Raw genomic sequence first — 13806 nt, 5'->3', positions numbered from 1 at the left:
TGGGCCGACAAACGCATGGCTCGGGATCCTCGATTTCCACCTGTGCATCGGTGGGACAGCTGTGGAGAACAGCACTGCCCGGACCGAATGGCCCGGGCAGTGTCGGAGCTAGGTGCTAGTGGAGGATTCGTCGGATTTCTTCTCGCTGGGTGTCTCGTCCGCAGAGTCCTCGCTTGTAGTCTCCGCGTCAGCAGCCTCACGGGGTTTCCACCCTTCGCGGTCCCGCCTGGCCAATTCGGCGAACATGGCGTTGTGAGCAGCGAGGTCGGCGTCGTGGTCACGCTCGGCCGCACGGTCCGTTCGGCGCGCGGTCCTTCCGTCACTGCGCGACCACTGAACCAGCAGCGCGAGCATGACCACCATGAGTGGGATCTCGCCGGTCGCCCACGCGATGCTGCCGCCCAGCTGCTGATCGCCGATCAGATCGTTGTTCCAGCCGAGGCCGAGCGAACGGAAGTACGCGCCGCCCATGACGGCGGTAGTGCTCATCAATGCCACGCCGAAGAAGGCGTGGAACGGAAGTGAGCCGAAGACCATTGCCAGCTTGGTCACCGGCTGCAATTGGCGCGGTGACGGGTCGATTCCGATCGCCACCCAATAGAAGAGATAGCCACTGAGGATGAAGTGCAGATTCATCAGCAGGTGAGCACTGTGCGAGTCGACGGTAGCGCCGTAGATTCCGCCGAGGTAGAGCGCGTAGAAGCCGCCGACAAAGAGAACTGCCGCCACGATCGGGTGGGTGATGAATCGCGAGAACGGGCTGTGCAGCGCGGTCAGAATCCACTCGCGAATGCCGGGCACGCCGTCCTTGCCTGCCGGATCCAGGGCCCGCAGAGCCAAAGTGATCGGCGCACCCAGAACCAGCAGGACTGGGCCCAACATCGACAGCGCCATGTGCGCACCCATGTGAACGCTGAAGACTGCCGGTGCGTATTTGCCGACGCCCGAAGACGTGGCGATCAGGAGCACCGCACAACCGCTCATCCAGGCGATGGTTCGGCCGACAGGCCAGGAATCCCCACGCTTCGCCAGCTTGCGAAGGCCGATGCCGTACAGAATCGCCGCAGCAACGGCGGCGGTGCCGAACATGAGGTCGAATCGCCAGTCCGTCACGAAGGCTATGAACGACGGCGGATCCGGAAGGTTGTACCCGAGTTCGACCTCGGGAATCGAGGGAATCGACAACGGCGGGGGCGGCGGGGTACGTCCGAGGCCGATCGCGAGACCGATGGTCGCCGCCATCACGATGCCTTCAGCGCCGGCAAACCGAATCAGGGCAGAGCGACTCTTCGGATTCTCCGCCAGCGCCGGTAGCGCCCGACTCCGCTGAGCCCAACCGAAGAACCCGAGGATGATCAGTGCAACTGTTTTCGCGACGATCAATCGTCCATACGTCGTGGTGAAAACGTCGTCGAGTGGCAGACGGACAATCGCGTTGATAACGCCGCTGAATCCCATGACGACGAAGCAGATGGATGCGACCGTCGAAAAGCGTCGGGCGGCTACGTCGGTGTAGTCGCCGCCGCGCCGCGCGTGTGCCAGTAGCGCGAACAACCCGCCGGCCCAGAGCGAAGCAGCCACGAGGTGCAGGATCAGGCTGTTGGTGGCGATGTCATGCGACCCGCCGGAAGACGAGTGACCGGTGAGAGCGAGCGGCATCAGTCCGAGGAGACCGATCAGCAGCAGGAGCGGAGTCCACCACCAGCGCAGTGTCAGTCGGGACAGGATCGCCAGAACAACCGCGATGATGGCCGTCCATCGCCAGGCGCCGGCGATCTCGACCTGATCGAGTCCCGACCAGAGGTTTGCCGGTTTGATCGCTTCGGCAAACGGCTGACCCGACGTGTCGGAGAGCGTCAGAGGCACCATCATGAACGAACAGATCGCCCACACGATAGCGGCGTGCGATGCGGTTCGGACTGCTCGATAGCCGTCGACGTCGAGGACGCCCGACTTCTGCGGCGGCACGAAGAACGCGGCCAAAAGCAGTGACCCGATCGCGATGACCGCGGCGATCTCCCCCAGTGCCCGCATCGCGGGCAGGCCGTACGTGGTGATCGGGCCTGGATCCGGAATACCCAGAAGAGTCAGTGCCTGCGACGCGGAGAATCCCACCACGATGGCTGCAGTGAGCCCTGCGATGAGTCCGCTGACCACGAATATCGCGGTCGAAGAAGCGGGTGCACCGCTGTGCTGTGTGGACTCCGGTGGGGAATCTGTCGGCGCGAGGTCGGGTGTAGCCATACCTCAAGGGTAGGACCTTCGCGAACCGACTACGACAACGCGTCGGAGTTGGGCGGCGCGCGTCACATCCCGAACCCTCGAGTATGATGTTCCACGCGCCTCCGTAGCTCAGGGGATAGAGCAAGAGCCTTCTAATCTCTTGGTCGCAGGTTCGAATCCTGCCGGGGGCACCACAAGATTTGATTCACGGATAGTCACACTGCGTGGACGAGCGGCCACTGGGCAGAGCAGTCCGATACGGACCGAAACCTAGCCCACAAATTACGTGCCGTCCGCAGTAATCTGCCTCGCATGAAGAAGGCACTTCCGAAGACCCTGAAGTCACTCGCCCGGACCGTTGGAATCCTGGCACTCGCGATCGTCGTTGTATCCGTCGTCGAGCGGTTCACCGGCGCACACCAACCGACTACCGGTCCCGCCTCGTTGACCGGACCCGACCAATCGTTGTAGCCCTTCCCTTGTGACAGGGTCGACACATGACGTGCGAGGAACAGGACGAGTCGACATGTAAAAGCCGTCCGATCGCAGATGATGGGCCATTCACGCTGGAAGTCGATGGAGAAATCTTCACGGTGACGGTCCGCCCCGGGGAGCCGGGCGCGTCCGACTACGACTGGAAATCGGGGCCGAACGAGGGGTACGGGTTTTCCAGTTTTCACCGTGTTTCCTACTACAGTGTCCTCGACCGAGCGAACAGTCCATCGAACGAAATTCAGCCCGAAACTATCGATGAACACCGTGCGTCGATCCGCGACTTCCTCAGCAAGGTCAACCCGGAGACCGGATATATCGGAGACTGATCGTCAGAGTTGCCAGTAGCGTTGCCGTCATGATTACGGACCCGACGAGGCCGTGGTGGGAGACTTACAACAACAACGTCCTCTCCGCCCGCGAAAATGGCTGGAGCGAAGACGATTCCAGGCTCTCTCGCGAACTATGCGACCTACTCGATGACGTCGCTGCCGCGTTCGCCATCACGGGCGCGCAGACACCAGGGTGGCTGAGCCCATACAGCGGCGACGTCCAACCCCGCAAGGACTCGTACGAGCGTTGTAGCGATCCGGAGAAGTTCCTGATCGTGGTGGCAAGAGCTCGAGCGTGGACAAAGGTCCTCGTCGATCGCGGCTGGGCACGAGAAGTACCGCCTGTGCGATGGGCGCTCCGTCCCTTGGAGTCCGGCGGGGCCGACACCGTTTTGGAGCCTTCGAGTGACGGTGCGGTTCCGCTCGTGCTGACCACGCACACTCCGGTCGACAGCGCCCACCCGTTCAATGTCACGATTGCCGCGGGCAACCCGGCTGTGGCGATGGCGTCCATTCCTGACTGTGCCTGCGACGGATGCGACAGGGGGTCCGCTGTACTGCTCGAAGAATTCGACACCTGGGTGTTGTCAGTGGTCGACGGTTCACTCGAAGTCGACGTCACAGCCGCCTGTTATTCGATTCAAACTTCTTTTCACGGCGGAAGGCACGGGGTCCAGTACCTCGACGAACCCACAGCTTTCACTGCGGCACCGTGGCCCCCGAATTGGACGGCACGCTCGTTCGCGTCTACAAGATGAGCAGGCGCTGAGCCCTGATCCCGCCGCTACAGAACCTTCGTGAAGATCTGCGCCGGCGCTGCCGTCTCGAGCTTGTCCAGCGCCTCAACCAACCTGACGAAGTGCTCGGTATGAGTGTGGGCGTCGAGGTGCTCCTGCGATTCCCATTCCTCCACCAACACGAGCTCGCAGGGATTTTCGGTGCGCTGCAGTAACTCGTAATTGATGCAGCCGTCCTCTTTTCGGGTCTCGGTGACAAGTTCGTCGTACAACCGAAGCACTTCCGCGAGATCGCCCTGCTCCACCGTTGTTGGCACCAACACCCTGATCACAAAGACTCTCCGATTCGACTGTCCTGCAGTAGCCCGTCGGCTCGAAGTCTGCCGTAGACCTCCGACAGATCGACATTTCCGTTGTGACTCGAAGTTTGCGGACAGGCGCAATATCTACGAAACACCCCCGATACCGGAGGTTCGTAGGGTTTGCCGAAGTCGGGCTCGCAATCAGCAGCGCAGCCCTGGGCCCGGGCGAGGGGTAAGCACATGAGTGGAAATGCAGTTCGCTTGCAAGCGATCAAGGACGTCGAGGCCTACACACCTCCGGTGGTCAGTTTCACGACCGACGAGACACCCGGAGAGGTGTTCGGAGCCAACGTCTTCAACAAGGTGGTCATGCAGAAGCGACTGCCCAAGCTTGTCTACAAATCGGTGATGGCGACGATCGAGCAAGGCAAACCGCTCGATCCCATGGTCGCCGACGCGGTCGCATCCGCGATGAAGGACTGGGCGTTGGAGAAAGGCGCAACCCACTACGCCCACGTCTTCTATCCGCTTACCGGGTTGACCGCCGAGAAGCACGACAGCTTCCTCGAGCCGGTCGGCGACGGCAGTGCACTGGCGGAGTTCGCCGGCAAGACCTTGATCCAAGGTGAACCCGACGCTTCGAGTTTCCCGAACGGCGGGCTGCGCAACACGTTCGAGGCTCGCGGATACACCGGCTGGGATGTCACGAGCCCGGCCTACGTTCTCGAAAACCCCAACGGCAACACACTGTGTATCCCGACCGTGTTCGTTTCGATGACCGGCGAAGCGCTCGACCACAAGACTCCCCTGCTGCGTTCACAACAGGCAATGGGTTTCCACGCCGAACGAATCCTTAAGTTGTTCGGTCATACCGATCCCGAGCACATCGTGTCGTTCTGCGGACCCGAGCAGGAGTACTTCCTGATCGATCGACACTTCTTCCTCGCCCGCCCCGACCTCCTCAACGCCGGCCGAACACTCTTCGGCGCAAAGCCGCCCAAGGGCCAGGAGTTCGACGACCACTACTTCGGGGCGATCCCGGAACGTGTGCTCGGATTCATGATGGACACCGAGCGGGAACTTTTCAAACTCGGTATCCCCGCCAAGACGCGGCACAACGAGGTTGCGCCCGGCCAGTTCGAAATCGCCCCGATGTTCGAGCGAGGCAACATCGCCGCGGACCACCAGCAGTTGCTGATGACCACTTTCAAGACAATCGCCAAGAAGCACGGCATGGAATGTCTGTTCCACGAGAAGCCGTTCGACGGTGTCAACGGCTCCGGCAAGCACGTCAACTTCTCGCTGGGCAACTCCGAACTCGGCAGTTTGCTTGTCCCCGGCGACAATCCGCATGACAATGCCCAGTTCCTCGTATTCTGCGCCGCAGTCATCCGGGCCGTCCACAAATACGCGGGCCTCCTGCGCGCGTCGGTCGCATCGGCAACCAACGATCACCGCCTCGGTGCCAACGAGGCTCCCCCGGCCATCATTTCGATCTTCCTCGGCGATCAACTGGCCGACGTCTTCGAGCAGATCGCCAAGGGCGCCGCGACATCGTCGAAGGACAAGGGCACCATGATGATCGGCGCCGATACCCTTCCCGTCCTACCGACCGACCCGGGCGATCGCAACCGTACGAGCCCATTTGCCTTCACCGGCAACCGTTTCGAGTTCCGCGCGCCAGGATCGCTGCAAACAGTCAACGGCCCGATGGTCACCATCAACACGATCATGGCCGAGGCCTTGGACTACATGGCCACCGAACTTGAGGCCGCGGTCGCCGACGGCGCCGATTTCGACACCGCCGTCCAGAATCTGCTCACCGAGATCATCACCAACCACGGTGCGGTTGTCTTCAACGGCGACGGTTACTCGGAGAACTGGCAGATCGAGGCCGAGTCTCGCGGCCTGCCGAACCTTCGCACGACGCTGGACGCCCTTCCTGAACTGATCACCGAATCCTCGATGGAACTCTTCGAGAAGTACAAGGTCTTCAACCACCGGGAGATGCACAGCCGCTACGAGGTCGGACTCGAACAGTACGCACTGAGCATCGGCGTCGAGGCACGCCTGGCCGCCGAAATCGGTACGACGCTGATTCTTCCGGCCGCAGTGCGCCACCAGACGGAAGTTGCGCAGAACTTCGTCGCACTGAAGTCCGCCGGCCTCGAACCGGATTCAGCACCGCTCGAAGAAGTGTCGGCGCCCGTTGCGGCTCTGCGCACAGCGCTCGCGGCCCTGCGCGCAGCAATCGACACCGACGCCGGCGAGTCGCCATTCGATCAGGCCAAGCACGCACAGGACGCACTCCTGCCCGCCATGGCAGAGGTACGTGCAGCGGCCGACTTCCTCGAAACCATCGTCGCCGACGATCACTGGCCACTCCCGACGTATCAGGAAATGCTCTTCATTCTCTGAGTATCACCCGAATATCACTACCCACAGAACTATGGCCTGCAACTCGATCGAGTTGCAGGCCATAGTTGTCGAATCTTGCTCGGCTAGCGGTCTTCCGGCATCGTGACTTCGAGTACGCGAGCCTCACCGGTGGTCGCGGGGTCAGGACGATCGCGCGAATCCGACGACGCCATCTGGAGTCCGTTCAAATCGGTCCGCATGTAGATGACGTTGTAACGGTCCCACGTGGTGGCGACGAATTCGAGGAACTGTCCGCTCGCCCACGGGTGCATGAATCCGCCGTACAACGCGGGCAACGTGATTCCACTCAACAGGGTCTGCGTACCACTCCACGGGCCTTGCGGTTGGTCGGCCTGACGGATCACCAGGTTGCCCTCGGCACTGGTGTACATGGCAACGTACTTGTTCAGGTAGTCGTTCCACTGCACTGCGAGTTCACTGACCGGTGCCTTGATGACCTGAACGGCATCGGTATCTCGCGGACTCCAACCGGAGCCGTCCCAGTATTCGTAGGCGCCGAGATTTCTGATGTCGGCGCCGGCCACTCGCGCCAGGATCGCCTTACCGAAACGACCTGAGGGAGTTCCGTATTCGTAAATGTAGCCGTCCCGACCGTCGAGGAAGGCGCTCTGCTGGAAGTTGGAATTGATCGGCGATACTGCCGGAATCCCCGGAATGCCAAGTCCTTCGGTATTGGCGCGAACTGTCGCCGGATCGAGTTCCCAGTTCTCACCGTTGTCCGTGGAGAAAGCCAGAGCCGAGTAGTTGGTGGTCCAGGCTCCAGGTTCGTCCCACGACCGAACGGACATGAATCTGATGTACTGCACACCACCGTAAGAGATTCCAGCGGTCGGGATGGTGGTGAACTCACCCGGAATGCCGAATCCCGGAATGATCTCCTTGGAATGATTGGGGCCGTCCAAAGGAGAACTGTCGATCTTCATCCCGTCGGCAATGGCGGTGTCGTTGCTGCGGAACAATACGTTGCTGCGCCAGTCGTCACCCGGGGTGTCGCAGTCGCCCACCGTGTCGCCGAATGCCATCAGCACGTCGTGATCCGGCCCCGAAAGACCGTTGTCCCACATGATTCCGAGGTCGGTACCCGACACGTTGAACCGCTCGATGGTGTTGTTGGGACTGCCTGGGCCAGTGACCATTTCGATCGCCTTGGTCCGGCCGGTCAGCACCGGCAGAGCACCGTTGGGGGCGCCGGTGATCCAAGGCAGCGCGTTGGCGAGGGAGCCGGTACCGGCGGAACCACTGCCGAGCGATCCGGTCAGCGAGCCGAGCGAACCCGTCATCGATCCGGCGGAACCACTTCCTCCCGACCCACACGGTCCGCCGATCGCCGACGCAGACGGTGCTGCGGCAATCGTCGCGGCAATCGTGACGACGCCTATCGACAACATCGCCGACATGGAGTGTTTATTACGCACGTGCAGCCCCTCTGATCATTTCGACTCGTTCGGACCACAGGCACAGTGATCCCCGACCGCAGAAGCAAACCATTTGGAATGTGTTAAGAGAGTGAAAGCTGAGCAAATTGTTATAAATCGCCCGTTCAACTGACACAAGTGACAGCTGTGTCCGATTTCACCTTCACAGGACAGTTGTCCGATACAGCAATAAAGGCGCCTAGTATGTAACGGAAATGTAAAAGAGTTCTCACAACGAGGTAGGTGAGCGGTGTCCGTACGTGACCGCGTAGCGCAGATTTACGATCAGGTTTTGGTTCGCAATGCAGGAGAGCCCGAGTTCCATCAGGCCGCCGCAGAGGTCTTCGAGTCTCTTCACGTAGTGCTCGAACGCCACCCCCGCTACGCCGACGCCGGACTCATCGAGCGGCTTTGCGAGCCGGAACGCCAGATCATCTTCCGCGTGCCGTGGACCGACGACCAGGGCAACGTTCACGTCAACCGTGGCTTCCGCGTGCAGTACAACAGTGCACTCGGCCCCTACAAGGGCGGCCTGCGCTTCCACCCCAGCGTCAACCTGGGCATCGTGAAGTTCCTCGGCTTCGAGCAGATCTTCAAGAACTCACTCACCGGCCTGCCCATCGGCGGCGGCAAGGGTGGCTCGGACTTCGATCCCAAGGGCCGCTCCGACGCAGAGGTCATGCGCTTCTGTCAGTCCTTCATGACCGAACTGCAGCGTCACATCGGTGAATACACCGACGTTCCGGCCGGCGACATCGGCGTCGGCGGTCGCGAGATCGGCTACCTGTTCGGTCAGTACAAGCGGCTGACCAACACGTACGAGTCGGGCGTCCTCACCGGCAAGGGCATCACCTGGGGCGGATCGCAGGTTCGCACCGAGGCCACCGGCTACGGCGTCGCGTACTTCGTCGCCGAAATGCTCAAGGCAAAGGGTGAAGGCCTCGAAGGCAAGAACGTCGTGATCTCCGGATCCGGCAATGTCGCCATCTACGCAATCCAGAAGATCCACCAGCTCGGCGGCGTCGCGATCGCCTGCTCGGATTCCTCGGGATACATCGTGGACAAGAAGGGCATCGATCTCGACCTCCTCAAGGAGATCAAGGAAGTTCGCCGCGGCCGCATCAGCGAGTACGCCGACGCAGTTCCGCATGCCGAGTTCATCGCCGATGGTTCCATCTGGGACGTGCCGTGCGACGTCGCACTCCCCTGCGCGACTCAGAACGAGCTCGACGAAGATGCCGCAAAGACCTTGATCGCCAACGGAGTTCAGGCCGTTGCCGAAGGCGCGAACATGCCCACCACCCCCGGTGGCATCCAGCTCTTCCGTGACGCGAACGTAGCCTTCGCGCCCGGCAAGGCGGCCAACGCCGGTGGCGTTGCAACCTCCGCCCTCGAAATGCAGCAGAATGCTTCGCGTGATTCCTGGAGCTTCGAGTACACCGACGAGCGTCTCGCCGGAATCATGCGCGGCATTCACAAGCGCACCATCAACACCGCTGCCGAGTACGGAAAGCCGGGCGACTACGTGCACGGCGCGAACATTGCCGGCTTCGTGAAGGTGGCCGACGCCATGATTTCGCTGGGCGTCATCTAGAGATTTCCGCAATACAGACAGCAGTACAAAAAGGGGTGATTTCACCCTGAACCGGTTCCCGTACATCGGACTGGTCGAATCAATACCTAGGCCTCGAGGGCCCTGGGTCCGCGAGGACCCAGGGCCCTCGAGCTTGATCTGAGCAAATCGCCCGCGACGAGCACCGTAGGCGCCGGCAATGATCCCAGACGGAACTCGTGGTGTCCTCCGAATCCGTTTTCCGCTCTGACGTCGAAAAACACCGTAAGTGGACGATTGTTTAGGTCCGCAGCGCGTGGGGCATATGGACTTATCTTCACATTTGTCCATTTCACAGTTGGACGATCGTTCATGTGGTAGAAATCACAACGCCTGGCGCAATTCGATCCGCAAATTTCAGCGGCGAGTATGCCCCCGAACAAGGCCTCAGCGTGTACCCCGCTTCGTAACGCGCCGAGCCTCCGGGTGCCTGTGCCAGGCGACGCACCTGTCTAGAGGAGGCCACCCATGTCCCCAGCGCTGCTGAACAACCCGGGACCGCTCATGTTGGGAGGCAAGCCCGCCTCCACAGCGGTCAACGACGTCATCCCACTGGCAAGCGATCTCGTAGATCACCTGTCCCGTGCCAACCCGACGTTGACTTCCCTCCAAACGGAGGCAGTTCGTCGGGAACTGATTGCGGTGATCGTGCAGGGGCTCCAAGTGGGGATCCAGCTGCTGGATCACCGCAAACTTCCCACCGACCAAGAGTTGGACGGCATTCACACGATGACCGTCCAACAAGCATTGAAAGGCGTGCCACTCAGCGCGATCCTCAACTTGACCAACGAGGGCATCAGCACTTTTCGCACCCTCATCCTCAGCCGGGCCGACGCCGAGGACTCCGCCAATCTCGGGGATCTCAACGAGTTCTTGTTCGCACTTGCGCAGCGGCTTCACTCGTTCATCTCGATCAGCTATCTCTCGGCTCTTCCAGCCGGTTCCCAACTCGGGGAATACTCCGCCGGCGCCCTCGTGAAGGCCATGCTGGACGGCGACGATCCCACCCAGCTTGCGTTGCAGATGGGCGTTGAACTCGCACCCCGCTATCTCGTCCTGCGGCTCCTGGTGAACCTGCCGCCCATCCGCCCGGGAGCACGCAACGGCAACCACCAGCGCATACAGGCCTACCGTGACCTCTCCGTCGCTCAATCGAAAATCGCGGCACACTTCGGGTCGGCACTGCTCGAAGCTCCTGCACCGCAACGTGGTCTGGTGCTGATCGAGGGCACGCCCGACTGGGGAACAGTGTGCGAGGTCATCCAACGTGCACGCGCGACGGTCGGGGTGGAGATCACAGCAATCGCCGAGAACGCCGCGGTACGAGATATCGCCGCCGCCCAAGCAACCACTCACGAATTGGCGCAACTCGTGCGGCGCCTGAGACTGCCGGCGCGGTCCTACCGAATGGAAGACCTCGCGCTCGAGTATCAACTCACTCGGGGTGGCGCAGGCCGCGACAGCTTGATCAATCTTCTCAAGCCACTCGACGGCAATCCGGAACTGCTGCAGACATTGTCCATACATCTCGCCAACGGCCAGCATCGTCAGCGCACCGCGTCGGCGCTCGGCCTGCACACCAACACCGTCGACAATCGAATCAAGCGCATCGCAACCCTGACCGGATTGGATCCGGCCCTGCCCTCTGAACTGCTCAAACTGCGCGCTGCCATGATCTCGCTGACTTTCGCAAGCACTGATGTGGACAATCGTCCAGCGAAAATGTGAACACTCACATCCTCGCTATTAGCTGTCCACGTGTGGCGCCTGGACCCCACTTTTCCGCTCCGAACCGGGCTATAAAAGTGTGGTGCGAATCACCGCGCAAACCAGTAACAATTAAGGGGAAACACATGATCAACGGCCAGGATAACGCTCTCCTCGGTGCCTTCTTCGACACCATCCTGCAGCTCTTCAACGCGGGCAGCACCGGCACGGGCTCGACGGATGGCGGCGGCGTCTCCTAGGACGAATCTCGGGCCCTGTGCGAGAGAATCTCTCGCACAGGGCCCGCTCCAAGCCGCCTGACACTGTGATGGCGGTGACCACGGTGACCACCACGTCGCCACCGCTGAAACCAGGAGCAAGCACATGATCGCCGCACCAACCACAGGCGCTTTGGCCGTCGTTTTGAACACCGTCCTACAGATGTTCAACGCCGGCAGCAGTTTCCTCTACACCGACAACTCTCCGATTGGCGGCGGCGGCGAAACTCCCACGACGCCTGCTCCCTGATCGACTTACCCGCTCGCATCACACAGTCGCGGCACAGACAGGAACCACCGTGATAAACCAGCACACCCTGGGCAGCCTGGTCATCGACTTCGGCTCACTCTCCCGAGCACTCGGCTTCGGCAACGGCTCCATCGTGTCGCTCGGCAGCACCGGAAGTGGCTGAAACAGCCCGCCTGACCACGTCGACGATCCCGTCGCCGCTCACCTTCTCACCACATCTCGAAACAGAAAGCAGGTCCCCCTGTGCCTACAATTCCGCTCACCGGCGACCCCATCGTCATCAACATCATCGTCCAGCTACTGAGCGCGGGCAGCAGCAATGCACTCGCACTGGGCGGAGTCGGTAGCAGCGGTCTCGGTAGCACCGGGCTCGGCAGCTTCGACTCGGCGAGCCTCGGCAGCGCTGCTTAGGACCTCACTTGTGATCGGCGTTCGATCCGCGTCTTCGGCCGCCGAGGCAGTCCACGAAACCCGCGTTGCCCTCCGTCATCTGTGACGGAGGGCAACGCGGTCGTTCAGGCGAGACGGCTCGCGGTTACGCGATCAGGCCGTCCGCCGCGGTGAATCAACGCCAGTCTTCAGGTGGATCGCTGTCGTCGTGCTCGATGGTCACGGACTCCGAACGATCGTCAGCTGCAGCCTTTTTCGCTGCTTCACGCATCTCGATTCCGTCGGACACCCAGTCGCCGATCTCGCGCGTCACGTCTCGAACGGCCCCGGCGATGATCATCGCGATCGAGCCCACGTGGTTGGCTGCACTTTCGGTCAGTTCCTGGACCGTGTCCTTGCGGCGTTCGAATTTCCCGACCATCAGTGTGTGCCTCTCAGGCTGCAGTTCGCTGGCGCTCGACGATAACACCGGGAGGGGTCGTCGACTTGACCAAACCGGGCGGAAGTGCGAGCTTGAAGATCTTGCCCCATACCGAACCGATCTGCTTGAAGAACCCACCGGTGTTGTACGGCAAACCGTACTTCCCGCACAATTCTTTCACCTGGGGAGCGAGTTCCGGATAACGATGCGCAGGCAGGTCCGGGAACAGGTGGTGCTCGATCTGGTGCGAGAGGTTGCCGGACATGATGTGGAAGAGCGGGCTTCCCTCGATGTTGGCGCTGCCGAGCATCTGACGCACGTACCACTGCCCGCGAGTCTCGTCGGCCGTCTCGTCCTCGGTGAAACTCTGGACACCGGTGGGGAAATGGCCACAGAAGATGATCGAGTACGTCCACACGTTCCGGACCAGGTTGGCGGTGACATTCCCCGCGAGAGTGGTCACGAACAGCGGCCCCGTGAGAACCGGGAAGATGACGTAGTCCTTGAGGACTTGCTTGCCCGCCTTGTTCCACCAGCCCTTCAGGAGCGGCTTGACGTCGTGCCACTTGCGTTTGCCCTGGATGACGTTCTCGATCTCGAGATCGTGCATCATCACGCCCCACTCGAAGAGCACCATCAAGGCGAAGGCCCAGACCGGATTACCGAGGTAATAGGGGTTCCACTTCTGCGCGTCGTCGATACGCAGGATGCCGTATCCGATGTCACGGTCTTTGCCGAGAATATTGGTGTACGTGTGATGCATGTAGTTGTGCGAGTGACGCCACTGGTCGGCCGGGCACACCGTATCCCATTCGAAGACTTCGGAATTGAGCCCTGGTTCACGCATCCAGTCGTACTGACCGTGCATGACGTTGTGGCCGATCTCCATGTTGTCGAGGATCTTGGACACGCTCAATGCACCGACTGCCGCGAGCCACACCGGAGGCAGGAAGCCGAGGTACATCAAGCCGCGACCTGCGACCTCGAACCCGCGCTGAGCCTTGATGATCTTGTAGATGTACTCCCGATCCTCCGCCCCGAGCGAGGCGACGGTGCGATCGCGCAATGCGTCCAACTCGCGGCCGATCTCCTCGACCTGCTCGTACGTCAGGACGACGGGAGCGTCGTCCTTCGCATCGGAACCGTTGCCGAGGAACGGGAGGGTGGGAAGTGAAAGTCCAAACATGTCGGTCTCCAGACAGTCGTGT

Annotated in this window: 12 protein-coding genes and 1 tRNA gene; 8 read left to right on the top strand and 5 right to left on the bottom strand. The window is 61.3% G+C overall.

Annotated elements, in window-relative coordinates; genetic code table 11:
* Positions 1 to 108: 108 nt before the first annotated feature.
* Positions 109 to 2244 (bottom strand): cytochrome c oxidase assembly protein, encoded by a 2136-nt coding sequence (locus GN300_RS26780; protein ID WP_063316245.1) that lies wholly within the window; start codon positions 2242 to 2244, stop codon positions 109 to 111.
* Positions 2245 to 2341: 97 nt separating this feature from the next.
* Between GN300_RS26780 and GN300_RS26775 the strand changes: the two genes are divergently transcribed.
* The 3 genes from GN300_RS26775 (at position 2342) to GN300_RS26765 (ending at position 3805) form a co-directional block, all read left to right on the top strand.
* Positions 2342 to 2417, top strand: a tRNA-Arg gene (locus tag GN300_RS26775).
* A 118-nt stretch (positions 2418 to 2535) separates the two neighbouring features.
* Positions 2536 to 2694, top strand: a complete 159-nt coding sequence (locus GN300_RS26770) for a hypothetical protein (RefSeq protein WP_003945304.1) — start codon at positions 2536 to 2538, stop codon at positions 2692 to 2694.
* A 379-nt stretch (positions 2695 to 3073) separates the two neighbouring features.
* Positions 3074 to 3805 carry a DUF6226 family protein gene (locus tag GN300_RS26765; protein WP_063316247.1) on the top strand — a complete coding sequence of 244 codons (732 nt, stop codon included), beginning with the start codon at positions 3074 to 3076 and terminating at the stop codon, positions 3803 to 3805.
* Between the two features lie 26 nt (positions 3806 to 3831).
* On the opposite strand, the gene GN300_RS26760 is transcribed toward GN300_RS26765, so the two are convergent.
* Complete coding sequence (locus tag GN300_RS26760) at positions 3832 to 4101, bottom strand: putative quinol monooxygenase (RefSeq protein WP_230358829.1); 270 nt, start codon at positions 4099 to 4101, stop codon at positions 3832 to 3834.
* 225 nt (positions 4102 to 4326) lie between these two features.
* On the opposite strand from GN300_RS26760, the gene GN300_RS26755 reads away from it, so the two are divergent.
* Positions 4327 to 6504 (top strand): glutamine synthetase III, encoded by a 2178-nt coding sequence (locus GN300_RS26755; protein WP_003945365.1) that lies wholly within the window; start codon positions 4327 to 4329, stop codon positions 6502 to 6504.
* A gap of 83 nt (positions 6505 to 6587) precedes the next feature.
* On the opposite strand, the gene GN300_RS26750 is transcribed toward GN300_RS26755, so the two are convergent.
* Positions 6588 to 7922 (bottom strand): DUF4185 domain-containing protein, encoded by a 1335-nt coding sequence (locus tag GN300_RS26750; protein ID WP_007733338.1) that lies wholly within the window; start codon positions 7920 to 7922, stop codon positions 6588 to 6590.
* A 268-nt stretch (positions 7923 to 8190) separates the two neighbouring features.
* Between GN300_RS26750 and gdhA the strand changes: the two genes are divergently transcribed.
* From gdhA to GN300_RS26730, 4 genes are all read left to right on the top strand, one after another.
* On the top strand, positions 8191 to 9534 hold the full coding sequence (gene gdhA / locus GN300_RS26745; RefSeq protein ID WP_003945368.1) for an NADP-specific glutamate dehydrogenase: 1344 nt from the start codon (positions 8191 to 8193) through the stop codon (positions 9532 to 9534).
* A gap of 486 nt (positions 9535 to 10020) precedes the next feature.
* Positions 10021 to 11280 (top strand): CdaR family transcriptional regulator, encoded by a 1260-nt coding sequence (locus GN300_RS26740; RefSeq protein ID WP_003945374.1) that lies wholly within the window; start codon positions 10021 to 10023, stop codon positions 11278 to 11280.
* A 363-nt stretch (positions 11281 to 11643) separates the two neighbouring features.
* Positions 11644 to 11787: a hypothetical protein gene (locus GN300_RS26735; RefSeq protein ID WP_003945326.1), complete on the top strand. Its 144-nt coding sequence runs from the start codon at positions 11644 to 11646 to the stop codon at positions 11785 to 11787.
* 243 nt (positions 11788 to 12030) lie between these two features.
* Positions 12031 to 12198, top strand: coding sequence for a hypothetical protein (locus tag GN300_RS26730; protein WP_003945367.1), 168 nt, complete (start codon positions 12031 to 12033; stop codon positions 12196 to 12198).
* A 154-nt stretch (positions 12199 to 12352) separates the two neighbouring features.
* On the opposite strand, the gene GN300_RS26725 is transcribed toward GN300_RS26730, so the two are convergent.
* The gene (locus GN300_RS26725; RefSeq protein ID WP_003945295.1) at positions 12353 to 12598 is read right to left on the bottom strand and encodes a hypothetical protein; all 246 of its coding nucleotides are present in this window, start codon (positions 12596 to 12598) and stop codon (positions 12353 to 12355) included.
* A 13-nt stretch (positions 12599 to 12611) separates the two neighbouring features.
* Entirely contained in the window at positions 12612 to 13784 is a 1173-nt protein-coding gene (locus tag GN300_RS26720) for an acyl-CoA desaturase (protein ID WP_003945297.1), read from the bottom strand.
* Between the last annotated feature and the right edge of the window lie 22 nt (positions 13785 to 13806).

The organism is Rhodococcus sp. Ni2, assembly GCF_021352185.1.
Classification (GTDB): domain Bacteria; phylum Actinomycetota; class Actinomycetes; order Mycobacteriales; family Mycobacteriaceae; genus Rhodococcus_F; species Rhodococcus_F qingshengii.
The sequence above is the reverse complement of the archived record's forward strand: the minus strand, read 5'-3'. Positions and strand labels throughout refer to the sequence as shown.